The organism is Cobetia sp. 1CM21F, assembly GCF_023161745.1.
GTDB classification, from domain to species: domain Bacteria; phylum Pseudomonadota; class Gammaproteobacteria; order Pseudomonadales; family Halomonadaceae; genus Cobetia; species Cobetia amphilecti.
In genome coordinates, this window is record NZ_JALNTQ010000001.1 from 25810 (window position 1) to 50680 (window position 24871).

A 24871-nucleotide genomic window follows, 5' to 3' on the forward strand; every position below is an offset into this window, starting at 1 on the left:
GTGACTGGCTAGTCTGCCCGGTCTGACAAGACACCCTCATCGTCTCTGACGGTGGGGGTGTCTTGTTTCCCATCTCCGGCCGCTGGCTGCGGCAGGCTTCTGGTAGAATGCCGGCCCGCGTGTGTCTGCACAGCCGATTTCCTTTCCTTTCTTCGCTTCACGGAGTGTCCCGCATGGCCACATATGACGTCATCATCATCGGCGCAGGCGCGGCAGGCCTGATGTGTGCCGCCACGGCAGGCTATCAGGGCAAGCGCGTGCTGGTGCTGGACCACGCCAACAAGGCCGGCAAGAAGATCCTGATGTCCGGCGGTGGGCGCTGCAACTTCACCAATCTGGATGCCGGACCAGCCAACTTCTTCTCGCGCAATCCGCACTTCTGCATCTCGGCGCTCAAGCGCTATACGCCGCACCATTTCCTGGAACTGGTGGAGCGTCATGGGCTGGAGCACGTCGAAAAGAAGCCGGGACAACTGTTCTGCGCCGATTCCGCCAAGGACCTGCTGGCAATCCTGCTGACGGAATGTGAATGGGCCGGAGCGGAGATTCGCCTGAGTACGCGCATCACCTCGCTGGAGCGCGCGGGCGAGGGCATGCGGGTCGAGACCAGCAATGGCACGCACACGGCAGGGCGCGTGGTGGTGGCCACCGGTGGCATGTCGATTCCGACGCTGGGCGCGACCGGCTTCGGCTACGACATCGCGCGCCAGTTCGGGCTCGAGGTCACCGATACCTACGCCGCACTGGTGCCGTTCACGCTGACCTCGCAGTGGAAGGAGCGTCTGTCGCCGCTATCGGGGCTTGCCTGTGACGTCAGCGTCACCGCCGGCAAGGGCCATTATCGCGAACCGATGCTGATCACCCATCGCGGGCTTTCCGGCCCGGCGATGCTGCAGGCCTCCAGCTGGTGGACACCCGGTCAGCCGCTGGACATCGACCTGCTGCCGGGCGTGGATGCCTACGCCGAGCTGCTCACCCTGCGTGAGCAGCATCCCAAGCGCCAGATCGGCCCCTGGCTTGGCGAGCGCCTGCCCAAGCGCCTCGCCCAGTCGCTGGTCGAGTGGCAGGACGCCGACGCCGGTCGCATCAGCGAGCGCAGTCTCGCCGAGCTTTCCAACGCGCGTCTCGAGCAGCTGGCCAAGGCGCTCAATCACTGGCAGCTCAAGCCGGCGGGCACCGAAGGCTGGCGCACCGCAGAAGTCACCATGGGCGGCGTGGTCACCGACGCCATCTCGCAGAAGGACTTCAGCGTGCGCGATCTGCCGCAGCTGGCCTTCATCGGCGAGGTGCTGGATGTCACCGGGGAACTTGGCGGCTACAACTTCCAGTGGGCGTGGTCCTCGGCGGTGGCCTGCGGGCTGAACTGCTGACCGGCACCTTCTCGCCACTGGCTGCGTCTCACGCCATCTGCTGACGGATGGCGGGCAGGCGCTGCTCGACCAGCGCGACGAAGGCCTCGATTACCGGGCGGACCGGTGTGGTCGGGTAGTGCAGCTCCAGCGGTACCGCGCCGAGTGCCGGGCGCAGGGGAATGAACTGGCAGCCATCGCGTTGCAGGCGGCGAATGCAGCCGGGCGCGATGGCGACTCCCAGTCCCGCCGCCACCTCACTGAGCAGTGTCTGCATCAAGGCCGGTTGGCGCTGGATGCGCGGCGAGAAGCCGGCATCGCCGCAGGCACTGATGATCTGATCGAACAGCCCCGTCGCCTGCCCGCGCTGAAACAGCACGAAATCTTCCTGCGCAAGCTCGCTGAGGGCGAGTCGCTTGCGGTGCGCCAGACGATGCCCCTCGGGCACCACCGCCATCAGCCTATCCTCGTAGACCGCCAGGGCGGTCAGGCTGTCACGCTGCTCGCCGGGAAGCGGGCGCGACAGCCCGATGTCGATCTCGTCACGCGCGAAGGCATCCAGCTGCTGCTGGGCGCTCATCTCATGCAATGACAGGCTGACCTCGGGATGGTCGCTGGCGAAGTCGCGCATCAGTCCGGGCACGAAGCTTGCGCAGGCCGAGCTCATGTAGCCGATGCGCAGTGTGCCGGTCTGGCCGCTTGCAGCCATCGCCACGCGCTTGCGTGCCTGCGCCTCCAGCGCCAGCATGCGCTGCGCTTCTTCCAGCAATGCCTCCCCCGGTGCCGTTACCTTCACTTCCCGCGTATTGCGCCATAGCAGGCTGACGCCCAGTTCGGCTTCGAGATCGGCGATCTGGCGGCTGATGGCGGGTTGCACGGTATGCAGCTCGCGGGCGGCAGCCGAGAAGCTTCTGTGCGTCGCCACCGAGACGAAGGTTTTCAGTGTGCGGAGTTCCATGCCGGCCCTCGTGGCTGATTGATGTTCAGTCAGTATAAGTCATATCAAGTATTGTCATTTCTATTATAAGCCTGCACTCGCTAGTCTGAAGGCCTGCCAAACCTCCCTTCGTCAGTCTCTGCCGTCTCGCCTTGTCTCCTGTCTCTTGCTGCTTGCCGCTGGCTTTGCCTCGCAAGCACGCAAGCACGCAAGCAAGCGAGAAGGCGGGGCGCGTAGCGGCTGACAGGAGGGTTCTGAATTCGAGTGGAGCCAATATGACGACATCAACGAGTGGAGTGGCCGCGCAGGATACGCGCGGGCCCTCACAACCGCTTTCTGCCGGCGGCCGTTTCACGCTGCTGGCCATCGCCTGTCTGACCATCATGGTGGGTACCGTGGTCGCGCCGGGGCTTCTGAGCATCGCTTCGGCGCTTGAGGTGGAGAGCCATGCCAGCTGGCTGATCACCTTGCCATCGCTGGGCGCCGTGCTGTTCGCTCCCATCGCCGGGCGCATGATCGATCGTGTCGGTGCCTATCGCTCGCTGGTAGGCGGGCTGTTCCTGTATGGCGTGCTGGGCGCGGGCGGCGCACTGCTGGAAGGCACCGTCGTAGTGTTCGCCGATCGCATCCTGCTCGGCGGCGTGACCGCCGTGGTGATGGCGGGCGGCACCACGCTGATCTCCGAGTGGTATCACGGCCATGCGCGTCTGGCGATGATCGCCCAGCAGGGCATGTCCATCGAGCTTGGCGGGGTGATCTTCCTGTTCGTCAGTGGTGTGCTGGCGGGTATCGCCTGGCAGTGGCCCTTCGCCCTCTATCTGCTGGCCTGGGTACTGCTGGCCATGCTGTGGATGATGGTGCCGAAGCAGTCGCCTGAAGCGCCTGCCGAGGAGAGCGGAAATGCCGGCGGTGAGGCCTTGTCCTCCTCGCTGACCAGCGTCTACCTGGCCGCGGCCATCTCGTTGACGCTGTTCTTCACCGCCATCGTCATGCTGCCGATGCGCTTGAATCTGCTGGGGCTGGATGAAGCGGCCACCGGTATCTTCCTGGCGGGCATTTCGCTGGTCGCGGTGGTCGCGGCGATGCTGATGCCGAAGGTGTCGCGTGCCCTGGGTGAGATGCCGACGCTGGTGCTGGCCTTCCTGCTCTATGCCGGCAGCCTGTTCCTCTTCCAGCAGGCCGAGAACATGACGCTGATGAGCGTCGGTGCCGTGTTGTCCGGCATGGGCTTCGGCTTCTCGATCCCCTTGCTCAACCACATGACGGTGGAGCGCAGCCACACCTCGGTGCGCGGTCGCAATCTCTCCTACCTGACGATGGCGATCTTCCTGGGACAGTTCCTGACGTCCTTCCTGGAATTCCTGCCCGGTGACGGCAGCAACGTCTTCGGCGCCGCCGCCGTGCTGGGGCTGATCTTCGCGGTGCTCTATCTGGGCGTGTATCTGCTCAAGCGTGACAGCCGCAGCGCCTGATCGCGGCAGGGTTCACGGAGCTGCATGTTGCAGCGACGAAAAAAAAGCCCCGCCACCTGACTCTCAGGTGGCGGGGCTTTCGCTGTAATACCGCGATCATTTGTCGAACAGTATTCTCAGACGGCGAATCATCACCCAGCTCATCAGCCCGCGCTTGAGCAGGCTCAGGCCCTTCTTTGGCCGGAACCCGCCCCGCGCCGCGATCAGGCCGCCCACCAGCACCAACGGGCCGCGGTATTGCTGGACCTTGGCCCAGCCGCGGTCGATGGGGGCGGTGGCCTCCTTGAGTTCGCGCATCGCATGGCTGACATCGAGGCGCTGCTGACTGATGCGTGCTTCGAGTTCCGCACGCCGAGCGTCACGCGGATGTGCTGACCGGCGTCCGTTCCCCTGTACGGGGGGCAGCGCCGGCTCGCGTCGCGCGAGGGACTGTCTGGAAGAACTCATCTCGCCTCCTTGGCAGGCACTGGCAGGCGGGGCATCAAAGGTTTTCGCGTTGGCGCTGGCGTTCCAGTGCGTCGGCACGCACATCCTTGAGGCTGTCGCTGTCACGGCTCAGGTTGCTGAGCGTGGAACGCAGCAGGCTGCGCTGGGAAGCGATCACCTTGACGCGCCAGGCGATCAATCCCCCCAATGCCAGCAGGATACCGCCGCTCAGGGCGATGGCCAGCAGGCGGTGGGTATCCCAGAAGGCCACGACCACCAGCAGGATCGCCAGGCCGATGCCGAAGCAGATCAGCATCAGGGCGATACCCGACAGCAGCAGCATCACGAACAGCCGTTCGCGCTCTTCCTCGAGCTCCAGCACGGCGAGACGCAAGCGCGTCTCGCCACTCTCGACCAGACTCGCAGTCAGACGTCGGATGGCGCCAAGTACGCGTTCAACCGGCCCTTGCTCCTGCATCAGCGACGGCCAAGCAGCATGCCGACGACGACACCGGCGGCCGCGCCGATACCGACACTGGTCCACGGGTTGTCGTGCACGTAGCGATCAGCGCAGTCCACGGATTCGCGCGCGCCGGCGGCGAGGCGATCGCCCTGGGCGCTGAGGCGGGCGCGGGTGGCTTCCAGGCGAGTCTGGGCGCGGGCGCGGGCTTCCTTCATGCTCTCGCGGGAATCTTCAGCCGAGGCGTGCAGCAGTTCCTCGACGGTCTGGGACAGATGGCGCAGATCTTCCTTCAGCTGGTCGGTGTTGGCACCGGTCGCGGAAGTGGTGTGATCGCCGATCTTTTGCATAGCCATGGTGTAACTCCTTCCCGTATGTCGAATCAGATTTCGCGAATGGTGAGCGCGGTGTTGTCTGCGCTTGACTCTCGAACTCTCTCTTCCCTGGGGCGCCGCAGGCGGCAGGGCATGACCTGAATCCACTTGCACGAGACTCTCTGCAAGCATCGTCAGCACGTCGTCATGACGCGTCTTGCGTGGTCATGCACAAGTCGTGGGGGTCGAACGCGACAAACACAAGGGCAAGACACGCACAGAGCACGATATCGCCATGTCACGGGCGGGAGGCATGATCTGGATCATGGACATGCCACTAGGTCTACATGGGCGGTCCACATGGGCAGTCCACATGGGCGGCCCACATGGGCGGTCCACATGAGAGCGGTGCATACGGAGGGCAGATGGCAAGACGGGCAGCCTGGGCTGCCCGTTGCGGGAGGGTCGTGCGAGTTCTTTTATCAGAACTTTTTGATCAGAGCTCTTTGATCAGAGCTCTTTGATCAGGTCTCTGGCGAGCCGGCGAAGAAGGTATTGATCGAGAAGCCAAGGCCAAAGCGATTCACGCTGTGGTCGTAGTCGATCAGGCTCTCACCGTAGCCGTGGTAGTACTGCACGTAGCCACGTACCTTGCCGAACAGCGGGAAGGAGTAGTCGAGCTGGTTGCCGTAGTTGCCCTTGGAGGGGTTGCCACGCACCATCCAGGTGACTTCGTGCTGATCGGAGGTATAGCCGACCGTGATGTCGCCGTAGCCGATGTAGTTGTAGAGGTCCGGGTTGTCGTCCTCGTCGGACTCCTCCGGCACGCGCCAGTGCGGCGTGACCGCGATGGCCCAGTCGCCGTTCTGGAACATCATGTCGGCATAGACGCGGTTCCAGCTGCGCGACAGCGGGTCGGAACGGCCGTTGGACTGATGCGCGAAACCGATGCGGTTGCGGGTATTGGTCCAGCCGAACAGCTCATAACGATTGTCGAACTGCAGGAAGGCTTCCGGCTCGTAATTGGTCTCGCGGAACGGCGCCGAGGCATCGGAATTGTAGGCCTGCCACCAGCTGCGCTGGGTATAGGCGAAGAACAGGTCGCCATTGTCACCGAAGATGTCGTCCATCAGCTCGACCTTGAGGCTGAGCTGGTATTTCACCTCGGTCTTGTCCACCTCGCCTTCCTGGGTGACTTCGGCAAAGCCGTTGGCATCCGGGTTGGTGTTGTAGGCCCAGGGCAGCAGGTAATTGCGCTTGTAGGCGGTGATGGCCAGCGGATTCTTCTCGGCGTCGTTCTCAAGAACGACACGCTCCTTGGCGCGCTGCTGGGCCAGGCTTTCATCGAGGGGCGCATCAACGCTCTGGCCTTGTGCCTGCTCGGTCTCGGCCGCTTCCGCCGAGTAGCGGTCGTAATCCGCGTCTTCGCGGTTGGAGAGGAAGACCTGCTCGGTACGCGGGTCACTCTCGACGCCGTCCGCCGTGCCCGGTGCAGAGGCCGCCAGCTCGCGCCAGTCAGCCTGGCTCATGGCGCCCGCGCGGGCCTGGGCGGCAGTCATGCCCAGTGCTTCGGGAGCGAAGCGCTTGCCGTTGGCCAGTACCACGCGTCCTTCGGCATCCATGGTGTAGGGCACGTCGGCCGCTGCCGGTGCGGCGGCACCCAGCAGTACTGTGGCCAGCACTCCCGAGAGGCGTGCAGGGACGGACCGGAATCCGATGGAGGCAAGGCGGAGGGGCATGGAAATATCCTGTCGGTTACACCGCGGCGGGGGAGCAGCGCATTATGGAGCAATGTTCATGACATGTCTGCCATTCTACTGGCGGCGCAGTGTCCGGTTCCAGCACGAAGATTCCGACAGGTGCGTCGCCTCGATGCGACGATGCATGTCGCTCACGCTGGCCTGAAAGCACCGCTTTCTCGCCCCGTCACTCTTTGCTGCATTTTCTAGTTCATTCTCCACTTGACCCTTTGCTGGGCGCCCGCCGGCGGACGTTTGCCGACAAGGATTGCGCGGGATGCAGCGCCAGTCGACAATGCGGCCCTTGCCCGCGTTTGCGGCCTGTCACGATGCCATCCTGCATGGCTGGCGGCGGCCTGGCGGGGCAGCAGAGCCGATGAAGAAGCGCGGTGGTGACCATTGAGGAGACAGCTGTGACAGGTAACAAGTCCTTGAGACTGATGATGTTGGCAGGCGCCTTGCTGCTGATGGTGCTGCTGGCCTGGGTGCCGGCCACGGCCAGTGCGGACGCCCCGAAGCGTGCTGATGTCCAGACTCAGCTTGAAGACCTGCAGAGCGTCGAGAAACCGGATGCCGACACCCGTCAGCGCATCGCGGACCTCAAGGATACCCTGACGGTGCTCGACGACCTCGCCGAGGCCACCAGCAGCCTGAATTCCCTCAAGAGTGAGGTCAAGGAGGCACCGGCGGAGTTGGCGAAGGCGCAGACCGAGCTGGCGCGTCTGCCTCAGGACTACACCCCGCCCAGCATCGCGTCGTTGGAAGACGAGTCGGTCGAGGCGCTGGACAAGCGCATGACCTCGATTCTCGACTCGCTTCAGAACCTGCAGGACAAGCTGGCCGATACCAACCGGCGCCTGATCAATGCCCAGAGCCTGCCGGAGCGTTCGCGCTCGACCCTGGCCGATGCGCAGCAGCAGGTGCAGCGTCTGCAGACCCAGCTGGGTGGCAGCGGCGATGCCGACCTGTCCGGCACCGGGCGTGACCTGATCGAGGCGCGTCTGGCATTGGCCGAGACGCGTGGCGAGCTGAGCCATTCAGAGCTCAATTCAAGCTCCCTGCTGCGTGAGCTGGCCCAGGTGCGCAAGACCCTCTACAGCCGCCAGATCGCCAATCTGGAGCAGGATCTGGAGCAGGTCCAGACGCTGGTCAACGACAAGCGCCGCAACCAGTCCGAGCAGACCATCGCCGATGCCACCAGTGGCGAGAATGCCGCGCTGGCCGACAATCCCATCTTCCAGCAGGTGCTCAACCGCAACCGCGAGCTCAGCAGCCAGCTGCTGGCGATCACCGATCGCGTCAACGCCGTGATTCGCGACGGGCTGGAGGTGCGCACCCAGCTTGATCGCGTCACCCAGGTCGAGCGCACCATGAGCGAGCAGATCGAGGCCATCAAGGGCAGCGTCCTGCTGGCGCGTATCCTGCGTGAGCAGCAGAGTCGCCTGCCGCAGGTCGATGTACGCAAGGACCTGAAGGAAGAGATCGCCGACCTGCGGCTCAAGCAGTTCGAACTCAACAAGGTGCGTGAGCAGCTCGCCGATATCCCGGGCTACCTCAATTCCTACGTGCTGGGCGAGGCCGCGGCGCTGGAACGCCCCGGCGGCAATGCCGATGTCAGTCAGATCAGCGCCGAGCTGCGTCAGGCGTTGATCGGTCAGCTGGAGGCGCGCAAGGAGCTGGTCGACAAGCTCGACAAGGAATACGACAGCCTGCTGGCACGCGCCATCGACCTGCAGCTCAACCAGCAGCAGCTGCTGGAAGTGTCAGGGCGTCTGCGCCAGACCATCGAGGAGCAGCTGTTCTGGGTCGCCAACGGCAAGCCGCTGGATCTCGACTGGCTGTCGCGTACCCCGGAAATGCTCGCCGAGGAGCTCAGGCCCAACGTCTGGCGTGGCGTGGTGGCGGGGCTGTCCAAGGGCTTTCAGCTCAGTGACCTGTGGGTGGCGCTGCCGGGCTTGCTGCTGCTGATCTTCATCACCTGGAAGCGTTCGCGCATCCGTGCGCGCCTGGCGGACCTGCACGCCCAGATAGGGCGCCTGAAGCAGGACACCCAGCTGCATACGCCGCGCGCCATTCTGCTCAACGTCCTGCTGGCCATCCCCGGTGCGCTGGCGCTGGCCTTGATTGGCGGCGTGCTGTCGCTGGGCGAGGGCATCATGCTGTGGGCGCTGGGCCAGGCACTGTTGAAGCTGTCGCTGGCGTGGGGCATCTTCGCCATCTTCCGCCGCCTGCTGGTCAAGGACGGCGTCGCCGAGCGTCACTTCCAGTGGCCGGCCAACTACGTGGCGGAGCTGCGCCGTCATATCTGGTGGCTGGGCTTCGCGCTGCTGCCGGTGGTGCTGACCACCAACATCATCAGCGAGGCGGACCTCAACCTGCTCGAGCGCCCGTTGGGGCTGGCCATTCTGTTCGTGGGCCTGATGGCGATGAGCTTCTGTCTGTCGCGACTGATTCTGGCGCATGTCCCCTTCTTCGGCCTCAAGCTGTTCCGACTGATTCTGGGCCTTGCGATGGCGCTGGTGCCGGTGGCGCTGGGCGTGCTGATCTGCCTCGGCTACGAGTACACCGCGCTGCGCCTGTGTGGCCGCTTCATCACTACCATCTTCCTGTTCGGGGCCTGGATTCTGGTGGAAGCCACCGTGGTGCGCGGGCTGGCAGTCGCCGCGCGGCGTCTGGCCTATCGTCGCGCCGTGGCGCGTCGCCGTGCCCAGGTGCAGGAGGGCGCCGAAGGCGGTGTCGAGGTGGTGGAAGAGCCGCCGCTGGACATGGAGCAGGTCAACTCCCAGTCGCTGCGTCTCTCGAAGCTGATCCTGGTCATCAGCTTCCTGTCGATCTTCTATGTGGTGTGGGCCGATCTGCTCAATGTGCTCAGCTATCTCGACAGCGTGGTGGTGTGGGAAATCGCCGCTTCCGTCGAGGGCGATTCGGCGACGCCCATCTCGCTGGCGGATCTGATCGCGGGCATGATCACCCTCGCCGTGGCGGTGATGATGGCGCGCAACCTGCCGGGCCTGCTGGAGGTCTCGATCCTGTCGCGGCTCGAGCTCAAGCAGGGCTCCAGCTACGCGATCACCTCGCTGCTGTCCTACGTGATCATGGCCACCGGCTTCGTGATGACATTGGGCAGCATGGGCGTCAGCTGGGACAAGCTGCAGTGGCTGGTGGCGGCGTTGAGTGTCGGGCTGGGCTTCGGTCTGCAGGAGATCTTCGCCAACTTCATCTCGGGCCTGATCATCCTGTTCGAGCGCCCGGTGCGCATCGGCGACACCATCACCATCGGCAACCTGCATGGCACGGTCAATCGCATCCGGATCCGCGCCACCACGGTGACGGATTTCGATCGCAAGGAGATCATCATCCCCAACAAGGTGTTCGTCACCGACCAGCTGATCAACTGGTCGCTGTCGGACAACGTCACGCGGGTGGTGCTCAATTTCGGTGTCGCCCATGGCAGTGATCTGGATCTGGCGCATCGTCTGCTGATGCAGGCCGCCCAGGAAAACAGGCGGGTGCTCAAGGACCCGGAGCCGCTGGTGTTCTGCCTGACCTACAACCAGGACAACTTCGGTTTCGAGCTGCGCATCTACGTCAATGACCTGACCGATCGCCTCTACGCCACCGATGAGATCAACCGCTGGGTGGACGCACGTTTCCGTGAGCATGGCCTCAAGGTCGCCTTCCAGCAGATGGATGTCTGGCTGCATCGCGACGATGGCACCGAGCGTCTCGTCGAGCAGCGCAGCGCCTCGGCGGAGCCGTTGCGCCCCGCCAGCGGCTCACCGGAAAGCAGCGAGACGGAAAGCACGGAGTATCAGAGCAGCGAGCACCGGGAAGGTGGTGCACTGATCGCGCGTCGCAAGCCCGCCGAGGGTCTGGCAGGCCGTGAGGACGCCGGGCTGCGTGAGGCCGCACCGGACGCCGATGGCGGTGACGGCGGCGGAGATGCCGGCGGTCGCTGACGCTGAATCCACTGCTCATGTCATTGAATGCCGCATGGCATCACGCACAAGGCGCCCCGCGGGGCGCCTTGTGCGTGATGGGCTCGGAGCTGTGTCCAGGGCGCCCTGCAAAGGCGACTTGTACAGATCGAGCCGAAAAAAGGGGAGGGGCTAGCCAGGCCTGACGCCACGTATCATTGGTTCAATTCGGGCTGCGTGGCTAACGGGGCCTGCCCCTGACCCTGACCCTGACCCTGACCCTGACCCTGACCCTGGCTCGCCTCACCGGCAAAGGGAGCTGGGGCCTCGAATTCCAGCACCCAGCGGCTCAGGAAACTGGCCTGCTTGAGGCGGTCGAGTGTCGCCAGCAGGCCAGGGCCGATCTCGATCGGGCGCAGCGCATCGCCCAGTTGCTCGCGCATATGCTGAGCGCTGCCCTCGCCACGCACCTCGGGGTGCAGTGCGCCCAGCTGGCTGTCGCTGGCCACCGCCTGCTGGCCTTCCAGACTCAGCCACCAGTCGAGAAAGGCCTCACCGGCCTCGGGATGAGGTGCCTGCTGGGGGACGAAGGCCAGCCGGCGCTGAATCAGCACGTAGTCTTCCGGCACGATCACCACCAGCTCCGGATGGGCGCGGGCAAAGGTCACCGCGTAGGGGCCGACCAGGTTGTAGGCGATGTCCACCTCACCGCTGGCCAGTGCCTCGAGCATGGCGCCGGTGGTGCTGACCAGTCTGGCATCGGCCTGACCCATGGCGCGCACCAGCGTCCAGTAGCGCGGTGATTGACGGGCATCGGACACGGCATAGGTAAAGCCTGAGCCGCTGCGGCGCGGGTCGTAGCTGATGATGCGGCCGCGCAGCTGCTCGCGGCGCGTCTCGAGCAGGTGCCAGAAGTCGCGATGGCTGCGCAGCACATCGCGGGGATTGCGCAGGCCGTCGAGGTCCGCCAGGCGCTTGAGCGCATCACGTCGCGCCACCATCACGATCGGCTCGAAGCTCATCGCATACAGCTCATTGCGCCAGCGTGAGTTGGCCGGCCAGGCGGCCAGATTGGGGGTCTCGAGTGCCAGGGCGTGACCCTGATTGGCGAGTCGGTACTGCAGCCCCATGGCCGAGGAGATCATCAGATCCGCCTGCGGTGTCAGCGGCGCCTGCAGGTACTGTGCTTCAAGCCCCAAGGCGGAGCGATTGACGTAGTGCAGCACTCGCTCAGGATGCTGGCGGCTGTAACGCAGCAGCAGCGGGCGAATCTCGGGCAGGTCCAGCGCGGCATGAATCGTAAGGTCGGCCGCGTGGCTGGCGTCGCTGTCAGGCGCGGGCGCCGTGACTGGCTGGCCGCCCTGCAACCACAGCGATTGATGCTCTTCGAGCAGCGGATCGAACGCCGCCTTGGTTGCCGCCTGACAAAAGGGGCTCACAAGCACGGCCAGCGCAAGGCAGGCCGTCAGCCGTCCAGATCGCTGTCTGCCCGGGCGGTGATGATCCGGGCGGTGATGATCCGATCGGTGATTGTCATGACCGTGATGGTCAGGGCGCTGCTGCCCGGTTGGCGGTCGTCTCGCTAGCATGCTGTGCCTCCTGTCTTCGCAGGCTTGCCGGCCTGTGCTGATTCATCATCCCCATCCACTCTCACCTCAGGCGCTGCACAGGGCGCCAGATGCAGACTGACGCATAGCCCGCAGGACGTGCCTGTCTCGGCTGTGCCGTTTGCGTCGGCTGTACGGGTTGCATCGCCTGTGCGGGATGCAGAGTCAGCAGCCTGCGTCATGCTGCGTGCTGTCGCGTCGCTGAGCGTCAGGCGCGCATCGTGGTGTCGCGCGATGCCATCGACGATCGCCAGCCCCAGTCCGGCGCCTTCGTGATGCTTGAGCTCATCGGGCTGCTGCGCCGGCGCCTGATCATGACTGTCGGGCTGGGTGTTGCGGTGGAAGGGGCGCAGTACCAGCAGGCGCCGTTCGGCGTCGATGCCCGGGCCGTCATCCTCGACACTCAGCCGCCAGCGGCCCGCCAGTGCGGCGCTGTCCGGTTGCGTGAACGTGGCATCGCTCGGTGCCGCCATCCGGCTCAGGGTGAGCGTGACGGTGCGCGCGCCGTGCTTGCAGGCATTGTCGATCAGATTGGCCAATGCCTCCTCGAGCTGCCACTCGACGCCCAGCGTCCAGGCGGCGCCATCGATATCCGGGGCGATCTCGAGGCCGAGGTCCACCCCGGCGCGATCACAGCGCAGGAACAGGCGGCTGACGGTGGCGCGCGCCAGCGCCGATAGCTCCAACGGCACGCGCGGCGGCTGCACCTCCGGGTTGTTGAGGCGTGTCAGCGACAGCAGCTGATTGGCCAGATGGGCGGTATGGCTGGCGGTGGCCTGCATCTGGCCCAGCGCGGCATGCCAGGCGCTGGGGTCCTGCTGGCGCAGTGCCAGCTCGGCGTGAGCGGAGAGTCCCGCCAGCGGGGTGCGCAGCTGGTGCGAGGCATCACCGATGAAGCGCTCCTGGTTGGCACGCACGCGGCGCATGCGCGCCAGCAGGTCATTGATGGTGTGCTTGAGTTCCTCGAGCTCGCGCGGCAGGGGCAGGTTGAGCGGCGCCAGACTGCGCGAGTCACGTTCGCGAATGGCGCGCCGCAGGCGGGTCAGCGGCGACAGCGCCAGCCGGACGCCGATCAGCACCACCAGCAGTGCCAGCGTGGCCATGCCTGCCAGACGTACCAGCGAGCCACTGAACAGCTCACGCGTCAGGGTGTCTCGTCCCTCGCGGGTATGGGCGACGCGAATGCTGTAGCGCTGGCCGTGGCGTGGGTCATCGCCCCAGCCGCCCAGCCGGGTATCGAGGCTGCCCAGCCGCAGTGCCTGTCCCTGCCAGGCGATATCGCGAAACGACAGCTCGCCGCTGCGTCCGAGCGATTCCTGTGGGGCCAGGCGACCATTGGCGGCGCGATTGGCATCCGGCAGGTGGGTATTGCCGGTGACCTGCTCGCCATCGGCGTCCACCAGGCTGTAGAAGACGCGCTCCTGGGCGTCGGTGGCCAGCATCTCGAGGGCGGCGGGCGGCAGGTCGAGCCACAACTGGCCGTCCTGCCATTTGACCTGCTCCGCGATGGTGACCAGCGAGGCTTCGAGCAGCCGGTCATAGGCGCGATCTGCTGCCTCACGCGCCGACAGGAAGGCCTGCACCAGCAATAGCGTGCCCAGCGCCAGCAGGGGCAGCAGCAGCCAGCTCAGCAGGCGCCGATAGAGGCTGATGCTGCGTTTTGCCTCTGTCTGTGGGCGTGGTGAGGGGGCGGAATTCAAGCGCTGCCGTCCGTGGTCTGTTCCAGTAGATAGCCAAGGCCCCGGATGGTGCGCAGATTGACGTCGCTGCCTTCCAGGCGCTTGCGCAGGCGATGCACATAGACCTCGATGGCGTTGTCGCCCACGGCTTCCTCCTCATCGAAGGCCTCGCGGGTCAGACGCGCCTTGTCCACCGGCTCGCCGGCATGCTGGATCAGGCAACCCAGCAGGCGCTGTTCGCGGGGCGGCAGCGCCAGCGGGGCATCGGCGAGCAGAAAGCGTGCATTGAGTGGCTCGAAGGCCAAACTGCCGAGGGTCAGGCGTGGGGCGATGCCAGGCGAGGGCGCCGGCTGCTGACTGGCCTGAAGAGTGGCCTGCTGACTGGCCTGAAGAGTGGCATGGCGGCGCAGCAGGGCGCGCACGCGGGCTTCCAGCTCATCGAGCACGAAGGGCTTGGCAAGATAGTCATCGGCGCCCAGGTCGAGCCCGCGCACGCGATCTTCGATGGCGCCGCGCGCGGTGAGAATCAGCACCGGTGTCTGGCGATCGTGCTGGCGCAGCGCGGCGAGAATCTCGAGCCCGGAAGCGCCGGGCAGGTTGAGGTCGAGCACGATCAGCGCGAAGCCGTGATCGTGGTGGGTCGCCAGGCGGGCAAGCGCCGCAGCGCCATCGGCCAGGTGGGTGACCGCAAGGCCCTCGGCGGAAAAGACGCTGCACAGCGTGCTGGACAGCAGGGCGTCGTCCTCGACCAGCAACAGGGCCGGGGGCGGGGCGGTGGCTGGGCCATGCGCTGAAGCGTCAGCCGCTGAATCGTCAGCCGCTGAGGGGAGTGAGTCGGGAGAAGTCATCCGGGCTCCGCAAGGGCGCGTCAGGTACGCGTCAAGAGTGATGAGAGTCAGGCACAGGGCCGGTCTGCGACCTGCAATGGCCGCTTGAAGGCGCAATATTGCCTCAAACAGGCAGCCAATGGCGCTTGCGCCAGCGTATCATTGGTGGCCTGTTTCGTGTCGCTGACAAGGAAGCCAGCATGCCATCCGTTCCGCTATTGCAGCGCCTCAAGGCGCGCGCCTCTCGTCTCTCGCCAGCCCATTGGCTTACGGCTGTCATGTCGCTCAGGGCTGTCATGTCGCTCAAGGCTGCCACCTCGCTCAAGGCTGACGCGCCGCTCAGGCCGCTGCTGACCTCGCTGGCGCTGGGGGGGGTGGGCGGTTGGCTGTTCCAGCTCACCGGCATGCCGCTGGCGTGGATGCTGGGGCCGCTGGTCGCCAATCTGCTGGGCGCGATGGCCGGGCTGAAGCTTGGTGTGCCGGACCGGATGCGCAATCTGTTTCTGGGGGTGCTGGGTCTGACGCTGGGCGCGCGCGTCTCGCCGGAGCTGGTCTCGCACCTCTCCAGCTGGTGGTTGTCGGCATTGCTGTTGCTGGCGGGGGTATGGGCCTCGACGCTGGCCTGCGCCGCCTGGTATCGCCGCTGTGGTTTTGACGCCACCAGTGCGTGGTTCTCCTCGGTGCCTGGTGCGCTGACGGCGATGGTGGTGATCGGCGAGCGCATCGGTGGCGATCCGCAGCGCATCGCGGTGGCGCAATCGTTGCGGGTGCTGCTGGTGATCATGATTCTGCCGCCGCTCTATTGGGTGCTGGAAGGCGCGGCGGGCACGCCCGGCATCGGCAGCGATGTGGCGGTAAGCGGCCTGTGGCTGATCGCGGTGCTGCCGATTCTGCTGCCCCTGGCCAGGCGACTGCGCATTCCCAATGCCTCGCTGCTGGCGCCGCTGTTGCTGGCGCTGGTGCTGTCGCTTGGCGACGTGGTGCGTTTCTCGCCACCGGTATGGGGCACCGATGTCATGCAGCTGGTGCTGGGCTGCGCCATCGGGGCGCGCTTCAAGGGCCTTACGCCGCGGGTGCTGGTCGGGGTGATGGGCCAGTCGGGCGTGGCGACCCTGATCTCGCTGTCGGTGCTGGGCTGCTTTGCCGAGCTGATCCATCAGCTGATGGGCGTGCCGCGTGACGTGGCCTTTCTCGCCCTGGCACCCGGCGGTATCGGCGAGATGGCGCTATTGGCGGTGGCGCTCGATCTCGACCCGATCTTCGTCGCCTTTCATCACCTTCTGCGCCTGATCGTCCTGATGCTGTTGCTACCGGTGATGGCGCGTCATTTCCGTCACCGCCGAGCGCGTGAGGCGACGCAATAGCCCACGGCGTGATCTCCCCTTGTGAGGGCGGCGATGCGCTGTTATAGTGTGCGCCTTGATCACGCCAAGTGCTTGAAGTTCAAGCGATTGGCTCGGTGGTTCACCGAATGATCATATTTGTGGTGGCCCTGTCGGTCCTCCCGCAATGCTAGGCTGCAAACCCCGCCAGGCCCGGAAGGGAGCAACGGTAGTGGCTGACGCGTGTGCCGGGATGTGGCTGATGGGGCCGCCTCCATTTCAGGGCCCTGAAAGTGGCTGCTCGTGAAATGTCCGCATCATCCCGCCTGCTGCGCAAGGCTCTATCTCAAGTCCTCGCAAGCCCCCCCTGCAAGCCCTTCGCTTTACGTTGCCTGAAGCCTTTCGCCACACCCTCGCTGTCTGAATCTGTCATCTCCTGCCTGTCCCGAGCCCCGCTTGGCGTTTCGTCGTGCCCGCAATTCGGGACGAGCACCACGCCTGTCATCCGGCCTCGTGCCCTCAATCCTGCTGCGCAAGTGGCATCGTGCTTTGAAGCCACACGGCAAGTCGCTAGAATGAGCGCATTCTCAGCGAGGCCTCGTCATCGGTCTCCGTCTGTCGACCGTCGGGGGTAAAGCCCAGCCGGGTCGTGCAGGTTTCAGCTCATGTTTCAGATCGCCCAAGGAATGCCCCGCTCAATGAGCTATCAGGTATTGGCGCGCAAGTGGCGCCCGCGCAATTTTCACGAACTGATCGGTCAGGAGCATGTCAGCCGTGCGCTGGTCAATGCCCTCGATCAGGGGCGCCTGCACCATGCCTATCTGTTCACCGGGACCCGCGGTGTCGGCAAGACGACGCTGGCGCGCATCCTGGCCAAGTGCCTGAACTGTGAAGAGGGCGTCAGCTCCAGGCCGTGTGGCGTTTGTGGCACCTGTCGCGAGATCGATGAGGGCCGCTTCGTCGACCTGATCGAAGTCGACGCCGCCTCGCGGACCAAGGTCGAGGATACGCGTGAGCTGCTGGACAACGTCCAGTACGCGCCGACCCAGGGCCGCTACAAGGTGTACCTCATCGATGAGGTGCACATGCTGTCGACCCACAGTTTCAATGCGCTGCTCAAGACGCTGGAAGAGCCGCCGCCCCACGTGAAGTTCCTGCTCGCGACCACTGATCCGCAGAAGCTGCCGGTCACCATCCTGTCGCGCTGCCTGCAGTTCACGCTCAAGAACATGCCGCCGGTGCGCGTGGTCGAGCACCTGTCCGACATTCTCGCCCGCGAGGAAGTCAGCTTCGAGGAAGACGCGCTGTGGCTGCTCGGCAAGGCTGCCGATGGCTCGATGCGTGACGCCATGAGTCTGACCGATCAGGCGATCGCCTTCGGCCATGGTCAGGTGCGGCGCGAAGATGTCGCCGCCATGCTCGGCACGCTGGATCACCGCCACGTGCTGGCGTTGCTGGAGTGTCTGGCCTCGCTGGACGCCGCGAGTCTGCTGGCGGAGGTGGCGACACTGGCTGAGCAGGGGCCGGACTACGGCGGGGTGCTGGATGACATGGCCTCCGTCTTCCACCGTCTGGCGATCGCGCAGATGGTACCGAGCGCACTGGACAACGGGCATGGTGACCGTGATGCGTTGCTGGCGCTGGCCAGCCGCTTCACCGGCGAAGACGTGCAGCTCTATTACCAGATCGCCCTGCAGGGGCGTGGCGACATGGCCAACGCCCCGGATGCGCGCACCGCGCTGGAAATGACGCTGCTGCGCATGCTGGCCTTCCGCCCGCAAGGCGTGCCGCGCCCGGCGCAGACGCCGCTGCCGATGACCGGCCAGGCGGATAGCGCTCAAGCTCCGGCGCCTGTCCCGCAAGCGCCTGTTCAACAGGCTTCTGTTCAACAGGCTTCTGTTCAGCAGGCTTCTGTTCAGCAAGCTCCGGCTCAGCAGGCTCCTGTTCAAGAAGCTCCGGTTCAGCAGGCACCTGTCCAGCAGGCTCAGCCTCAGCAAGCACCGGCAGCCCCGATGGCACCCGCGCCTCAGCCTGCCGCACCAGTGGCCGCGCCAGCGACCGAAGCACATCCGCCGATGGCCGACGAGCCGCCCCCGTGGGCGACGGAGGACGCTTCGCAGGACGCCCGGGATGCCGGCTTTCGCGACGTAGCGCAAGACGTGCCCCAGCCAGCGGCCGCGCCAGTGTCGGCGCCAGCGCCAGAACAGACGGCAGCTCCCGCACAGGCGCCCGCTGCGCCCAGTTCGGCGATGTCACGCCTGAGTGCCGCCTTCGGTTCCGCGTCGGCGCAGCCAGAGGCTGCTGAGTCATCGGCTCCGCAGCCCGCTGAAATGGCAGCGCCGCAGCCCGCTGAAGCCGTACCAGCAGCGCCGGAAGCCGCTGAAGCTGAAACGTCAGCACCAGCACAGCCCGAGCCCGCTGTATCGCCGTCGCCTGAGCCTGTCGTGTCTGAGCCTGTCGCGTCCGTGGCAGCGCAACCGCTGCCGGAGCCTGCTCCCGCACCGGCGCCGGCACCCACGCCTGCGACTGCGCCGAGCGCCCCGAGTACCGATGGTCGCTTGAATCATGCGGCGTGGCTGGAGCTGTTCCCCTCACTGGGGCTGGGCGGCATCACGCGCAATATCGGCGCGCATTGCCTGGTCGAGCACGATGACGGCACCCACCTCAAGTTGAGGCTGGACCCCGCTCAGTCGGCGATGATGGCCGAAGTCCATCAGGAGCGCATTCGCAAGGCGCTGGCGGGCCAGGGCGTGGAGCGTGTGCTGGAGATCAGCGTCGCGCCGCTGCCGGAAGGTCTGGAAACGCCGCACAGTCGTCGCATTCGTCTGCTGGGCGAACGTCATGTGCGCGCGGTTGAAGCCTTGCGTGCTGACCCGCATATCCAGTCCATGGAGCAACAGCTGGGCGCACGTCTGATCGAGGAAAGCGTCAACTCCTTCGAGCCGGACGATTTCTGACGCTCTGGGCAGTTTCGACCGAGCGTCGGCGGTGCCAGGCATCGCTGATGCTTTCCCGGATTCGCGGTGCGTGTGCCGACAAGGCACGCACACCACAGGCCGGAGGTGCCACGACATGGCACGTCCGCCAGACAGCATTTATCGTTAGGTCATGTTCAACACGTTATTGATGAGGTGAGCCATGTTCGGTGGAAAAGGCGGTATGGGTAACATCATGAAGCAGGCGCAGGAAATGCAGGAGCGCATGCAGAAGGTCCAGGAAGAAGCCGCCAAGGCGGAAGTCCAGGGCGAATCCGGCGCGGGCATGGTCAAGGTCACCATGAACGGTCGTCATGACGTCGCGCGCGTCGAGATCGACCCGAGCCTGATGGAAGAAGACAAGGAGCTGCTGGAAGATCTGCTGGCGGCCGCCGTCAATGACGCGGTGCGCAAGGTCGAAGTCAATTCCAAGAAGCAGATGGAAGAGGCGACTGCTGGCATGAACCTTCCGGCCGGCTTCAAGATGCCGTTCTGATGGGATTTTCGCCGCTGGTAGATCAGTTGCTGGATGCCTTGCGCGTGCTGCCGGGCGTTGGCCCGCGAACGGCACAGCGCATGGCGCTGCATCTGCTGGAGCGTGATCGCATGGGCGCCGACCGTCTGGTCGGCGTGCTGGACGAGGCGCTGGAGCGCGTCGGTTATTGCGCGCGCTGTCGCACGCTGACCGAGGAAGAGGTCTGTCAGCTGTGCCTGAGTCCGCGGCGTGATGAGCGCGTGCTGTGCGTGGTGGAATCGCCCGCCGACCAGCTCGCCATCGAGGGCGCGGGTGGCTATGTGGGGCGCTATTTCGTGCTGCACGGCCATCTGTCGCCGCTGGATGGTATCGGGCCCGAGGATATCGGGCTGGATGCGCTGGAAACCCGCGTCCGCGAGAGCCAGATCGAGGAGCTGGTGCTGGCCACAAACCCGACGGTCGAGGGCGAGGCCACCGCACATTACATCGCCGAGCAGCTTCGCGATGTGCAGCACGATGGGCAGCCGCTCAAGCTGACGCGTCTGGCCTATGGCGTGCCGATGGGCGGGGAGCTTGAATACGTCGATGGCGGCACGCTCAGTCGTGCTTTCAGCGGCCGTCTGCCGTTCACCCTCGGCGAGATCTGATGCGATACCGGTGCCGACGCTGTTCGGCACTGGCACCGGCATCAAGGCAACTTCGGTAGCAAAGCAGCTTCGGTATCAAAGCAACTACAGCAGCACGTCTGCGGGCGTGGTGGTCAGGAACCACCACGCCCGCGGTCGTTTACCGCCCGGTGTCTGGCGAGTGCCCGTCACCTTCAATTTCCGCTTGCCCGGGCAAGCCTGTCACCACGAGATTTCCTTGCTGATGAGTGATCAACCCGCCACCGCACTGCTGTCAGAACTCGATTTCGAGGCCGTCTGGGTCGAGACCCCCGAGGCGCTGGCCGCTGCCTGTGCAGAACTGGAAGGCGCCGATTGGCTGGCGTTGGACACCGAATTCATCCGCGAGTCGACCTTCTTCCCGATTCCGGCACTGGTGCAGCTGATGGCCGCCCGTGACGGCGAGCTGCCCGGTGCGGACGGCAAGACGCCGCGCATCTTCCTGATCGACCCCACCGTGGTGCCGGCCAGCGAGGCGCTCAAGCGTCTGCTGGGGGCAGAGGGTCCGCTCAAGCTGCTGCACGCCTGTGGCGAGGACATGGAAGTCTTCCTGCGCTGGGCGGGCGTGGCGCCGACGCCGCTGATCGACACCCAGATCGCCGAAGGCCTGACCGGCGGCGAAGCCTCGATGGGCTATCAGCGTCTGGTCGAGCGCGTGGTGGGCGTCACCGTGCCCAAGGAAGAGACGCGTTCCAACTGGCTCAAGCGCCCCTTGAGTCAGGCGCAGTGCGATTACGCCGCGCTGGACGTGCTGTTCCTGCCGCAGGTGTGGTCCGAGCAGCGTGATGCATTGCTCGAGCTGGACCGCATGGCGTGGCTTGAAGAGGATTGCCGGGACCCGGGCAGCAGCGGCGGTGCCACGCCGGACCCGGAGTACTGGAAGCGTCATCGCAGCCTGTGGAAGCTCTCGCCGCGTGGCCTGGCCGCCTGGCAGGTGCTGTGTGACTGGCGCGAGGAGCAGATTCGTCTGCGCGACGTGCCGCGTTCACGCCTGCTGGCCGATGCGCAGCTGTTCGGGATCTGCGAGCGACTGCCGACCAATCGCTTCGAGCTGGCCAAGGTCGATGGCATGCATCCGCCGCAGATCAAGCGCCACGGGGACACCGTGCTGACGCTGCTCAAGGACGTGGCGATGATCGATGACAGTCAGCTGCCGCGCGTGCCGCCGTCGCCGTTGGCGCCGGAGTGGAAGAACTGCATGAAGCGCCTCAAGCGTGAGGTCAATGCGGTGGCGGAGGCACAGCAGCTGAAGCCTGAGATTCTCGGCAAGCGCCGTGACATGGAAGCGCTGGTGATCGCCGATTACGAGGGCGAGCCGCTGCCCTTGCCGCAGGGCTGGCGTGGTGAGCTGCTGGCCGCGCGCCTGGCCAAGGCGCTCGAGAGCTGACGCTCGCCGCTTTCGTGGGCCAGACTGCAAGGGGGCATGCGCGAGGCTCGCGCAGCCTGGCCTGCCAGCAATACAGGTCAGAAACAGGCCAGAAACCGGTAGTGAGCTCTCGGGTCATGCCCGTGACGCGAGAGCTCGCTGATGCGCACAAGCGCTGCAAGATGATGGGTAGCCCGATGACAGACGACAAGATGATCTGCGAGATCTACAAGAGCGCCAGGAAGGACGAGATGTATCTCTACGTCGAGAAGGCGCGTGGACTCAAGGATGTGCCGGAATCCCTGCTGGGCATCTTCGGCACGCCGACACCTTTGATGACACTGCTGATTCGTGCCGACAAGCCGCTGGCGCGCGTTGCCAGCACCACGGTGCTCGAGAAGATTCGCGAGCAAGGCTTCTATCTGCAGATGCCGCCGGCCAAGGAAAATCTCCTCAAGGAGATTGGCGTGACGCCGCCGGAAACGCATTACTGACGCCCTGTCCGGCAGACAAGACCGTACTGATGAAACGACCCTGCTGCCCGGCAGGGCGAGGAGAGCAAGATGAGCGATGTTCCGCAGCCTGACGGCGGAAAGCGTGAGCGTTTCTGGGAGCGCCACGCACTCTCGGAGCTGAATACCGCCGAGTGGGAGGCGCTGTGCGATGGCTGTGGCCAATGCTGCCTGCTCAAGTTCGAGGATGAAGACAGTGGCGATATCGCGGTACTCGATGTCGCCTGTCGTCTGCTGGATGTGCGCAAGGTCAGCTGCCGCGATTATCCCAATCGCGCCACGCGCGTGCCGGGCTGCATCCCGCTGGATGTCGAGACGGTGGGCAAGTTGCGCTGGTTGCCGGAAACCTGCGGCTATCGTCGCCTGAATGAAGGCCGTGAGCTGCCCGAATGGCACCCGCTGTTGACCGGGGATGCCAAGAGCGTCAAGCGCGCCGGGGTCTCGGTGTCACGCTTTGCCGTCTCCGAGGTATCGGTGCGCCAGCAGGACCTGGAAGACCACATCATCGCGATCATCGATCCCGAGAGCTGAGGCGTGCCGCGGGCGCGAGTCAATTTCAGGTGGATGCCTTTAGAAAGCGCAGCTCAATGAGCTGCGCTTTCTTGTTTCTGACATTCTGTATCTGGCATTCCGTGCCTGACATTTCGAGTCAGGCATTTCGAGTCAGGCATTCAGTGGCCTTGTATTTGACGCCTCTGACCCTCAGTCACGGCTTGATCTGCTAGATACGATAATTTGCATAAGCTGATTTGCATGAGCTGATTTGCATGGCCGAGGCGGGTGCACGCACTCGGCCGCGCAATGTCTGGTTGTAAATAAATGAACGTTCATTTATTTTGTGGGGATTCGCTCAAGACCAGAACAGACCAGAGGCAGACGGGCCATGCGCCATCGTGATGAACACAAGCAGCAGGCGTTGCTGGAAGCCACGCTGCATGAGGTGGCCGAGCATGGTTTTGCCGTGACCTCCGTGGCGCGCATCGCGCGTGCCGCCGGCATGTCGCCCGGCACGCTCTATCTCTACTACCGCGACAAGGATGACCTGCTGGAGGCGACCTTTCGTGAGGTCAGCCGGCGCATCATCGCGGTCGCCATCGAGGCCTTCCAGGCCGAGCCGGCAGAGGCGCTCGAGGCCGAGCCGTCACCGCTGTCGCCGGCCGCCCAGCAGCTGAAGTCGGCACTGTGTCGGGTGTGGAATGCCCTGGTGGCGCTGGGGCGCCGTCAGCCTGCGTTGTTCCTCTTTCACGATCAGTTTCTGCACTCTTCCCATATGCAGGACGCCCTGAGGGTGGCCAATCAGGAGCGCGCCGCGCCCTTGCTGGACGCCTTCGCGCTGGGCCAGCAGTCCGGCATTCTCAAGCAGATCGATCTCGCCCTCATCGAGGTGTTCATGTTCCGGTCGATCTACAGCCTGCTGCAGGGCTCCAGTTGCCAGTTGCCGGCCATCAGTGATGCCAGCTTCGACCAGGCCTTCGAGATGGCCTGGGACGCGATCGCGCTTCGCCAGTGAGGGCGACTAGCCCTGCAGCGCACGCCGGACAGATGACAGATTTTCGCTTGTGCCATTTTATTCCAACGACTCAAGGGCCCGCTGATGAAACTTCGACCTGGTGCCAAGCCACACCTGCGTACTCCTTTCGCCTGGCGGGGAGGCCGCGTCCTTCAGCTGTTCGCCGGACTCGTGCTGGCCCTCGGGCTTGCGGCCTGCAGCGAGGAAGAGGCACCGCTGGAGAAGCAGAAGGTGCATCCGGTCAAGTTGCTGTCGCTGTCGGATGAAGGTGGCGGTGTCATCCAGCGCTACCCCGGTGTGGTCGAGGCCTCGGAGCGCTCCAACCTGTCGTTCCGTATCGGCGGTGAGCTGCGCGAACTCAAGGTCCAGGCCGGTCAGGAGGTCGAGAAGGGCGAGCTGATCGCGCGTCTGGATGATCGCGATGCCAGAAGCGAGCTCAACAATGCCCGCTCCAGCTTCAATCTGGCGCAGGCGACCTACAAGCGCATGAAGTACTCGGTGGAGAAGGGCGCCATCAGTCGGGCGCGCTTCGATGAGGCGCAGGCCGAATTCCAGTCAGCGCAGGCCCAGTATTCCCAGGCGCAGGACCAGCTCAGCTACACCTATCTCAAGGCGCCCTATGACGGGGTGATCGCGCGCGTGCCGGTGGACAACTATCAGGTGGTCGCCGCCCAGGAAACCATCGCCGTGCTGCAGCAGCCGGGGCAGATCGACGTGATCTTCAACATGCCGGAGCGTCAGGTGCGCGCCATCGATCGTGAGCGTGCCGAGGCCGGGCGCCTTGAGGATGCCGCCCTGGCCTGGGTGCGCTTCGGCAGTGGCGAGTCGCGCTATCCGGCCCGTTACAAGGAGCACGACACCAGCGCCAGCGAGGGCTCGCTGAGCTATGAAGTCACCCTGACGCTGCCGGAGCCGCAGGACATCACCGTGCTGTCAGGCATGAGCGCCACCGTGGAGCTGGACATGCAGCAGCTGACGGCGGCGACCCAGGGCCAGTGGCGCGTGCCGATCGAGGCGGTGGTCACTCAGGAGGAAAGCCCGAACCAGGCCGTGGTGTGGCGCTATGTGCCCAAGGGCGGTGACGCTCAGGTGAGCGAAACGATCAACGAGGACGCCGGCAAGAGCGAGGGCAAGCAGCAGGAAGCTGGCGCCCAGGGCACCGTCGAGGCCGTGCCGGTCACGGTACTGCAGGCCACCGGCGAAGGGCTGGTGATCACGGGAGAACTGAGTGCCGGTGACCGTCTGGTCACGGCGGGCGCCAGTCGCATGGAAGCCGGGGAGCCTGTGCGTCCCTGGGTCAAGGAAGCGGGGCTCTGATC

At 65.1% G+C, this 24871-nt stretch carries 20 protein-coding genes and 1 other RNA gene; 13 read left to right on the forward strand and 8 right to left on the reverse strand.

Going from position 1 to position 24871, the window contains the following annotated elements; all coding sequences use genetic code 11:
- Positions 1-173 precede the first annotated feature (173 nt).
- On the forward strand, positions 174-1370 hold the full coding sequence (locus tag MSG32_RS00070; RefSeq protein ID WP_248376840.1) for an NAD(P)/FAD-dependent oxidoreductase: 1197 nt from the start codon (positions 174-176) through the stop codon (positions 1368-1370).
- A 28-nt stretch (positions 1371-1398) separates the two neighbouring features.
- On the opposite strand, the gene MSG32_RS00075 is transcribed toward MSG32_RS00070, so the two are convergent.
- Complete coding sequence (locus MSG32_RS00075; protein WP_107336115.1) at positions 1399-2307, reverse strand: LysR family transcriptional regulator; 909 nt, start codon at positions 2305-2307, stop codon at positions 1399-1401.
- Positions 2308-2561: 254 nt separating this feature from the next.
- Between MSG32_RS00075 and MSG32_RS00080 the strand changes: the two genes are divergently transcribed.
- Positions 2562-3758, forward strand: a complete 1197-nt coding sequence (locus tag MSG32_RS00080; RefSeq protein ID WP_248376841.1) for an MFS transporter — start codon at positions 2562-2564, stop codon at positions 3756-3758.
- A 96-nt stretch (positions 3759-3854) separates the two neighbouring features.
- Here the strand turns inward: MSG32_RS00080 and MSG32_RS00085 are convergent, their stop codons facing one another.
- The 4 genes from MSG32_RS00085 to MSG32_RS00100 form a co-directional block, all read right to left on the reverse strand.
- On the reverse strand, positions 3855-4205 hold the full coding sequence (locus MSG32_RS00085) for a YqjK-like family protein (RefSeq protein WP_052384593.1): 351 nt from the start codon (positions 4203-4205) through the stop codon (positions 3855-3857).
- 34 nt (positions 4206-4239) lie between these two features.
- A complete protein-coding gene (locus MSG32_RS00090; protein ID WP_043333873.1) occupies positions 4240-4662 on the reverse strand; it encodes a phage holin family protein in 423 nt (140 codons plus the stop codon).
- On the reverse strand, positions 4662-5000 hold the full coding sequence (locus tag MSG32_RS00095) for a DUF883 family protein (protein ID WP_082388358.1): 339 nt from the start codon (positions 4998-5000) through the stop codon (positions 4662-4664). The genes MSG32_RS00090 and MSG32_RS00095 overlap by 1 nt, the downstream gene beginning before the upstream one ends.
- 482 nt (positions 5001-5482) lie before the next feature.
- Positions 5483-6697 (reverse strand): phospholipase A, encoded by a 1215-nt coding sequence (locus MSG32_RS00100; protein ID WP_248376842.1) that lies wholly within the window; start codon positions 6695-6697, stop codon positions 5483-5485.
- Between the two features lie 413 nt (positions 6698-7110).
- Here MSG32_RS00100 and mscK point away from each other — a divergent pair, with 413 nt between their 5' ends.
- Complete coding sequence (gene mscK, locus MSG32_RS00105) at positions 7111-10656, forward strand: mechanosensitive channel MscK (protein ID WP_248376843.1); 3546 nt, start codon at positions 7111-7113, stop codon at positions 10654-10656.
- Between the two features lie 173 nt (positions 10657-10829).
- Here the strand turns inward: mscK and MSG32_RS00110 are convergent, their stop codons facing one another.
- The 3 genes from MSG32_RS00110 to MSG32_RS00120 all read right to left on the reverse strand — a co-directional run bounded on the left by MSG32_RS00110 (position 10830) and on the right by MSG32_RS00120 (position 14748).
- Positions 10830-12053, reverse strand: a complete 1224-nt coding sequence (locus MSG32_RS00110) for an ABC transporter substrate-binding protein (protein ID WP_248376844.1) — start codon at positions 12051-12053, stop codon at positions 10830-10832.
- Positions 12054-12196: 143 nt separating this feature from the next.
- Complete coding sequence (locus MSG32_RS00115) at positions 12197-13921, reverse strand: sensor histidine kinase (protein WP_248376845.1); 1725 nt, start codon at positions 13919-13921, stop codon at positions 12197-12199.
- Positions 13918-14748 (reverse strand): response regulator transcription factor, encoded by an 831-nt coding sequence (locus tag MSG32_RS00120; RefSeq protein WP_248376846.1) that lies wholly within the window; start codon positions 14746-14748, stop codon positions 13918-13920. The genes MSG32_RS00115 and MSG32_RS00120 overlap by 4 nt, the downstream gene beginning before the upstream one ends.
- 179 nt (positions 14749-14927) lie before the next feature.
- Between MSG32_RS00120 and MSG32_RS00125 the strand changes: the two genes are divergently transcribed.
- The 10 genes from MSG32_RS00125 to MSG32_RS00170 all read left to right on the forward strand — a co-directional run bounded on the left by MSG32_RS00125 (position 14928) and on the right by MSG32_RS00170 (position 24869).
- Positions 14928-16091 carry an AbrB family transcriptional regulator gene (locus MSG32_RS00125; RefSeq protein ID WP_348983944.1) on the forward strand — a complete coding sequence of 388 codons (1164 nt, stop codon included), beginning with the start codon at positions 14928-14930 and terminating at the stop codon, positions 16089-16091.
- A 129-nt stretch (positions 16092-16220) separates the two neighbouring features.
- An RNA gene (ffs, locus tag MSG32_RS00130) (signal recognition particle sRNA small type) lies at positions 16221-16317 on the forward strand.
- A gap of 430 nt (positions 16318-16747) precedes the next feature.
- Positions 16748-19006, forward strand: coding sequence for a DNA polymerase III subunit gamma/tau (gene dnaX, locus MSG32_RS00135; RefSeq protein ID WP_248376847.1), 2259 nt, complete (start codon positions 16748-16750; stop codon positions 19004-19006).
- 181 nt (positions 19007-19187) lie between these two features.
- On the forward strand, positions 19188-19520 hold the full coding sequence (locus tag MSG32_RS00140; RefSeq protein WP_043333871.1) for a YbaB/EbfC family nucleoid-associated protein: 333 nt from the start codon (positions 19188-19190) through the stop codon (positions 19518-19520).
- The gene (gene recR / locus MSG32_RS00145; RefSeq protein ID WP_248376848.1) at positions 19520-20146 is read left to right on the forward strand and encodes a recombination mediator RecR; all 627 of its coding nucleotides are present in this window, start codon (positions 19520-19522) and stop codon (positions 20144-20146) included. The genes MSG32_RS00140 and recR overlap by 1 nt, the downstream gene beginning before the upstream one ends.
- A gap of 223 nt (positions 20147-20369) precedes the next feature.
- Positions 20370-21551, forward strand: coding sequence for a ribonuclease D (gene rnd, locus MSG32_RS00150; RefSeq protein WP_131432637.1), 1182 nt, complete (start codon positions 20370-20372; stop codon positions 21549-21551).
- Between the two features lie 116 nt (positions 21552-21667).
- Positions 21668-22024, forward strand: coding sequence for a YcgL domain-containing protein (locus tag MSG32_RS00155; protein WP_348983945.1), 357 nt, complete (start codon positions 21668-21670; stop codon positions 22022-22024).
- Between the two features lie 69 nt (positions 22025-22093).
- On the forward strand, positions 22094-22573 hold the full coding sequence (locus tag MSG32_RS00160; protein WP_054555633.1) for a YcgN family cysteine cluster protein: 480 nt from the start codon (positions 22094-22096) through the stop codon (positions 22571-22573).
- A 352-nt stretch (positions 22574-22925) separates the two neighbouring features.
- On the forward strand, positions 22926-23552 hold the full coding sequence (locus tag MSG32_RS00165; protein WP_248376849.1) for a TetR/AcrR family transcriptional regulator: 627 nt from the start codon (positions 22926-22928) through the stop codon (positions 23550-23552).
- Between the two features lie 84 nt (positions 23553-23636).
- Positions 23637-24869, forward strand: a complete 1233-nt coding sequence (locus MSG32_RS00170) for an efflux RND transporter periplasmic adaptor subunit (RefSeq protein WP_248376850.1) — start codon at positions 23637-23639, stop codon at positions 24867-24869.
- The last annotated feature ends 2 nt before the right edge of the window (positions 24870-24871 follow it).

Excerpts from the sequence above, each read along its gene's own strand:
- MSG32_RS00070 (WP_248376840.1), top strand. The coding sequence starts at position 174 with ATGGCCACATATGACGTCATCATCATCGGCGCAGGCGCGGCAGGCCTG.
- MSG32_RS00075 (WP_107336115.1), bottom strand. The coding sequence starts at position 2,307 with ATGGAACTCCGCACACTGAAAACCTTCGTCTCGGTGGCGACGCACAGA.
- MSG32_RS00080 (WP_248376841.1), top strand. The coding sequence starts at position 2,562 with ATGACGACATCAACGAGTGGAGTGGCCGCGCAGGATACGCGCGGGCCC.
- MSG32_RS00085 (WP_052384593.1), bottom strand. The coding sequence starts at position 4,205 with ATGAGTTCTTCCAGACAGTCCCTCGCGCGACGCGAGCCGGCGCTGCCC.
- MSG32_RS00090 (WP_043333873.1), bottom strand. The coding sequence starts at position 4,662 with ATGCAGGAGCAAGGGCCGGTTGAACGCGTACTTGGCGCCATCCGACGT.
- MSG32_RS00095 (WP_082388358.1), bottom strand. The coding sequence starts at position 5,000 with ATGGCTATGCAAAAGATCGGCGATCACACCACTTCCGCGACCGGTGCC.
- MSG32_RS00100 (WP_248376842.1), bottom strand. The coding sequence starts at position 6,697 with ATGCCCCTCCGCCTTGCCTCCATCGGATTCCGGTCCGTCCCTGCACGC.
- MSG32_RS00120 (WP_248376846.1), bottom strand. The coding sequence starts at position 14,748 with ATGACTTCTCCCGACTCACTCCCCTCAGCGGCTGACGATTCAGCGGCT.
- MSG32_RS00125 (WP_348983944.1), top strand. The coding sequence starts at position 14,928 with ATGCCATCCGTTCCGCTATTGCAGCGCCTCAAGGCGCGCGCCTCTCGT.
- dnaX (WP_248376847.1), top strand. The coding sequence starts at position 16,748 with ATGAGCTATCAGGTATTGGCGCGCAAGTGGCGCCCGCGCAATTTTCAC.
- MSG32_RS00140 (WP_043333871.1), top strand. The coding sequence starts at position 19,188 with ATGTTCGGTGGAAAAGGCGGTATGGGTAACATCATGAAGCAGGCGCAG.
- recR (WP_248376848.1), top strand. The coding sequence starts at position 19,520 with ATGGGATTTTCGCCGCTGGTAGATCAGTTGCTGGATGCCTTGCGCGTG.
- rnd (WP_131432637.1), top strand. The coding sequence starts at position 20,370 with ATGAGTGATCAACCCGCCACCGCACTGCTGTCAGAACTCGATTTCGAG.
- MSG32_RS00155 (WP_348983945.1), top strand. The coding sequence starts at position 21,668 with ATGCCCGTGACGCGAGAGCTCGCTGATGCGCACAAGCGCTGCAAGATG.
- MSG32_RS00160 (WP_054555633.1), top strand. The coding sequence starts at position 22,094 with ATGAGCGATGTTCCGCAGCCTGACGGCGGAAAGCGTGAGCGTTTCTGG.
- MSG32_RS00165 (WP_248376849.1), top strand. The coding sequence starts at position 22,926 with ATGCGCCATCGTGATGAACACAAGCAGCAGGCGTTGCTGGAAGCCACG.
- MSG32_RS00170 (WP_248376850.1), top strand. The coding sequence starts at position 23,637 with ATGAAACTTCGACCTGGTGCCAAGCCACACCTGCGTACTCCTTTCGCC.